Source organism: Pseudomonas edaphica (assembly GCF_005863185.1).
GTDB classification, from domain to species: domain Bacteria; phylum Pseudomonadota; class Gammaproteobacteria; order Pseudomonadales; family Pseudomonadaceae; genus Aquipseudomonas; species Aquipseudomonas edaphica.
Genome location: NZ_VBVZ01000485.1, coordinates 1 through 4862, shown reverse-complemented (window position 1 = coordinate 4862; position 4862 = coordinate 1). Strand labels below are relative to the sequence as shown.

The following is a 4862-nucleotide window of genomic DNA, read 5'->3' as shown; positions in this document are numbered from 1 at the left end:
CCGCTATCGCAGGCAAGCCAGCTCCCACATTTTCTTGACCGCGTTCAAACCATTGCCTCTAAGGGCGCACCTCGCTGGCGCTGCCTCATCCCACAAACCGAAACCCACCCGACAGTTTCTCCTTCAGGTACCCCACCAACGCACTCACCGACTTCGGCACATGGGGCGAATACGGGCGGATCAAGTAAATCTCATCGGCAAACGCGCCCTTGAGCGTCCAGCCCTTGAGCACTTGCACCAACGTGCCGCTGGCCAGCGCCGCCTGGGCGCTGAAGTCCGGGAGCAGGGCGATGCCCAGGTGGTTGAGCGCCGAGTCGCGCAGGGCTTCGCTGTTGTTGGTGGAAAAACTGCCGGCGATGGGCACGGTGACGCGTTCGACTTTTTTGCCGCCGCGCTCGAATGTCCAGGCCGGCTGGTCGGCGCCGCGTGGGTAGTAGAGGCAGTTGTGGGCACTGAGGTCGTTGGGCTCGCGGGGTTCGCCGTGGCGCTGCAGGTAGTCCTGGGTGGCGACCAGCACCGAGCCGGTGTCGCACAACTTCCAGGCCACGTGGGTTTCTGGCACCTGAAAGCCGTGGCGCACCGCCAGGTCGTAACCTTCGGCTGTCAGTGAACTCAGGGCATCCGACACGTCCAGTTGAATACGCACTTGCGGGTATTGCTGCAGGAATTCCGACAGATGCGGCACCAACTGCTGCCGGGCAAACGCCACCGGCGCGGTGAGGCGCACCAGCCCGCGAATCTCTCCGGCCGAGTCGCGCACCGACGAGAAACTGCGGGCGATATGTTCGTAGGCGCTGCGCACTTCGCGGGTCAACGACAGCCCCGCATCGGTAAGCCGCACACTGCGCGTGGTGCGGGTGACCAGGCGGGTGCCGGTGGCCTTTTCCAGGTCCGAGATGCGCTGGCTGACGGCCGACTTGCTCACCCCCAGACGCGCTGCGGCGGCGGTGTAGGTGCCTTGCTCTTCGAGCACCGACAACCAGTGAATATGGGTCCACAGCCCTTCGATCTCGGATTTTTCCATGGTTCTATTGTTCGCTCACAAGGACAATAAGTTCAGGATTCTGCTCTGGTTTGGAACAAACTGAAAGCCTATCGTGTGCCTCAACGCTACCCACCTGGGATCACCTGCCATGACCAGTACGATCGAGCACTACATCAACGACCAACGCGTGAGCCGCGATGATCGCTATCAGGACGTCTACAACCCAGCCACCGGCGAAATCACCGGTCGGGTCGCCCTGGCCAGCCGCCAGACCGTCGGTGAAGCCGTCGCCGCTGCCCAGGCCGCGTTTGCCAGTTGGGCCGACACGCCGCCGATCCGCCGCGCTCGCGTCTTGTTCGAGTACCTGCACTTGCTGCGTGAACGCAAGGACGACCTGGCGCGCATCATCGTCGCCGAGCACGGCAAAGTCTTCACCGATGCCCAGGGTGAAGTTGACCGTGGCATCGATATTCTGGAATTCGCCTGCGGCATTCCCAACCTGCTCAAGGGCGAGCATTCCGACCAGGTTTCCCGTGGTATGGACAACTGGACGATGCGCCAGCCGCTGGGCGTGGTTGCCGGCGTCACGCCGTTCAACTTCCCGGTGATGGTACCGATGTGGATGTACCCGATCGCCATTGCGGCGGGCAACACCTTTATCCTCAAGCCAAGCCCGACCGACCCGAGCGCCTCGCTGTTCATGGCCGAACTGCTGCGTGAAGCCGGCCTGCCCAAAGGCGTGTTCAACGTGGTGCAGGGCGACAAGGAATCGGTGGATGCACTGCTCGAACACCCGGACGTCAAGGCCATGAGCTTTGTCGGCTCCACGCCGATTGCGCAATACATCTACGAAACCGGCGCGCGCAACGGCAAGCGCGTACAAGGCCTGGGCGGCGCGAAAAACCACATGGTGGTGATGCCCGACGCCGACATCGAAAAAACCGTGGATGCGCTGATGGGCGCCGCCTACGGCAGTGCCGGCGAGCGCTGCATGGCGATTTCCGTCGCCGTGTTGGTAGGCGATGTGGGTGACAAAGTCATCGCTTCCTTGACCGAGCGTGCCAAGCAATTGCGCATCACCGACGGCCGCGATTTGAAGGCTGAAATGGGCCCGATCGTGTCGCGTGCTGCGCTGGAGCGTATCAGTGGCTACATCGAACAAGGCGTGCAAGCCGGCGCGCAATTGCTGCTCGACGGGCGTGATTACGTGCCAACCGAGGCAGGCTTGGAAAACGGCTTCTGGCTCGGCGCGACCTTGTTCGACCACGTGACCCAAGACATGAGCATCTACCGCGAAGAAATCTTCGGCCCGGTGCTGGCCTGCGTACGCGTGAATGACTTTGCCGAGGCGATCAAGCTGGTCAACGACCACGAGTTCGGCAACGGCGTCAGCTGCTTTACCCGCGACGGCAACATCGCCCGCGAATTCGCCCGGCGCATCGAAGTGGGCATGGTCGGCATCAACGTGCCGATTCCGGTGCCGATGGCCTGGCACGGCTTTGGTGGCTGGAAGAAGAGTCTGTTTGGCGACATGCATGCCTACGGCACGGAAGGTGTGCGTTTTTACACCAAGCAGAAGTCGATCATGCAGCGCTGGTCGGAGAGCATTGAGCAGGGCGCGGAGTTTGCGATGCCGGTGTCGAAATAACTTAAATACACTGCAGGTCAATGGTGGGAGCTGGCAAGCCAGCTCCCACATTGGCGCGACCCTGTCAGCGCCGCCCCGCCCGCGTACTCACATCCACCCACACCGCCAGCACCAGAATGCTGCCCTTCACAATCATCTGCCAGTAGCTGTCCACGTCCAGCATCGACATGCCGTTATCCAGGCTGGTGATCACCAATGCTCCAAGCAACGCGCCATACACCGTGCCCGAGCCGCCGCGCATGGAGGTGCCGCCGATAAAACACGCGGCAATCGCATCCAGTTCGCCCATATTGCCCGCCGACGGCGAACCCGCAGCCAGGCGCGCGGTGTTGACGAGGCCGGCGAGGGCGCACATCACGCCCATGATGCCGAAGATCCACAGTTTTACCGCCTGCACGTTGATGCCCGACAGGCGTGTGGCTTCCATATTGCTGCCCACCGCGTAAACGCGACGGCCGAACACGGTCTGGCTGGTGACGTAGCTGAACACGCCGAGCAGCACCAGCAACAGCAGCACCGGCACGGGGATGCCGTCGTAACTGTTGAGGGTGGTGACGAAGCCGGCCAGCACTGCGCCGATCACAGCCACGCGCAACAGGTCACGCACCAACGAATGCGCCGCCAGGCCATGCAGTGCGCGGTTGCGCCGTTGCTTCCAGGTCAGGAACAGGGTCAAGGCAAACAGCAACACGCCCAGCCCCACACCGACGGCATGCGGCAAATACCCCTGGCCCACATACACCAGCGACGGCGACACCGGCGCAATGGTGGTGCCGCCGGTAATCCCCAGCAAAATCCCGCGAAACGCCAACATGCCGCCCAGGCCGACAATGAACGAGGGGATGCGCAGGTAGGCGGTCATGTAGCCGTTGGCCAGGCCGATCATCAAACCGCACAGCGCCACCAGGCTCAGGTTGGCGAGCAGCGGAATGTGGTAGACCACGTCCAGAATCGCCGCCAGCCCGCCCAATAACCCCAGCAGTGAACCCACCGACAAATCGATCTCGCCGCTGATGATCACCAGCACCATGCCGCACGCCAGGATCCCGGTGATCGACATCTGCCGCAGCAGGTTGGACAGGTTGCGCGGCGTGAGAAAGCCGCCTTCGGTCTGCCAACTGAAAAACACCCAGATGATCGCCACTGCGATCACCAGGGCGAGCATTTTGTAGCGGGTAAAAAGGTGTTTGACCTGGTTCATCTACGCGGTTTTCCCATTCTTATTGTGTTGGCTGAGCGCAGCGGCGAGCACCTGTTCCTGGGTGAGCCCCTGGTTGATGAAGTCTCCACGCAACTGGCCGTCGCCAATCACTAGCACGCGGTTGGAAACCCCCAGCACTTCGGCCAGTTCCGAGGAGACCATGATGATCGATACACCCTCGGCGGCCAGCGCGCCCATCAGTTTGTAGATCTCATACTTGGCGCCCACATCCACGCCGCGCGTGGGCTCGTCGAGGATCAGCACGCGGGGCTTGGCCATGAGCATTTTCGCCAGCACGGCCTTTTGCTGGTTGCCACCGGACAGGCTGGTGATCGGCAAAAACGGGCTGGCGGTCTTGAGGTGCAGGCGCGCGATTTGCTGGTCGATGCTGCCAAGCTCGGCCTCGGCGTCGATGCGGGTCATATGCGCGTAGCGGTCGAGCACCGCCAGGGTGATGTTCTGGCCCACGCCGAAGTCAGGAATGATGCCTTGGCGCTTGCGGTCTTCGGGCACCATGCACAGCCCGGCGCGGATCGATTTGAGCGGCGTGCGCGTGTCGATCAGTTGGCCGTCCAGCCACACTTCGGCGCTGTAGCGGCCGGGGTAGGCGCCGAACAAGGCCGACACCAGTTCCGTGCGCCCGGCACCGACCAGCCCGGCAATGCCGAGGATTTCCCCGCGCTTGAGCACGAAAGAAACATCGTCCACGCGTTTGCGCTTGGGGTTGTCGACGTCATAGCAGGTGACGTTGCGCGCCTCGAAAATCACCTCACCGACTGCATGGGGCTCGGTGGGGTAAAGGTTGCTCATCTCGCGGCCGACCATCTGCGTGATGATCTGCGCGATATCCATGTCGGCCATGGCCGTGGTCGCGATGTGCTTGCCATCGCGAATCACTGCGATGGTGTCGCACACGGCCGCCACTTCATCGAGCTTGTGAGAGATGTACACGCAGGCCACGCCCTTGGCCTTGAGGCCTCGGATAATGTCGAGCAGCACCTCGATTTCCGAACGGGTCAGTGCCGAGG

4 protein-coding genes are annotated in these 4862 nt (G+C 62.4%); 1 reads left to right on the top strand and 3 read right to left on the bottom strand.

Annotated features, from left to right (window positions below; all coding sequences use genetic code 11):
- Nucleotides 1–85: 85 nt before the first annotated feature.
- The gene (locus FEM54_RS24795) at nucleotides 86–1024 is read right to left on the bottom strand and encodes a LysR family transcriptional regulator (RefSeq protein ID WP_017136534.1); all 939 of its coding nucleotides are present in this window, start codon (nucleotides 1022–1024) and stop codon (nucleotides 86–88) included.
- A 109-nt stretch (nucleotides 1025–1133) separates the two neighbouring features.
- Here FEM54_RS24795 and FEM54_RS24790 point away from each other — a divergent pair, with 109 nt between their 5' ends.
- A complete protein-coding gene (locus tag FEM54_RS24790) occupies nucleotides 1134–2633 on the top strand; it encodes a CoA-acylating methylmalonate-semialdehyde dehydrogenase (protein ID WP_017136533.1) in 1500 nt (499 codons plus the stop codon).
- Nucleotides 2634–2697: 64 nt separating this feature from the next.
- Here the strand turns inward: FEM54_RS24790 and FEM54_RS24785 are convergent, their stop codons facing one another.
- Entirely contained in the window at nucleotides 2698–3834 is a 1137-nt protein-coding gene (locus FEM54_RS24785) for a sugar ABC transporter permease (protein WP_138453461.1), read from the bottom strand.
- Nucleotides 3835–4862 (bottom strand): ATP-binding cassette domain-containing protein (locus FEM54_RS24780; RefSeq protein ID WP_138453460.1); only part of this gene is annotated, 1028 nt, incomplete at its 5' end.

What these genes read in the sequence shown, in the direction of transcription:
- FEM54_RS24795 (WP_017136534.1), bottom strand. Translation starts at nt 1,024, where the DNA reads ATGGAAAAATCCGAGATCGAAGGGCTGTGGACCCATATTCACTGGTTG.
- FEM54_RS24785 (WP_138453461.1), bottom strand. Translation starts at nt 3,834, where the DNA reads ATGAACCAGGTCAAACACCTTTTTACCCGCTACAAAATGCTCGCCCTG.
- FEM54_RS24790 (WP_017136533.1), top strand. Translation starts at nt 1,134, where the DNA reads ATGACCAGTACGATCGAGCACTACATCAACGACCAACGCGTGAGCCGC.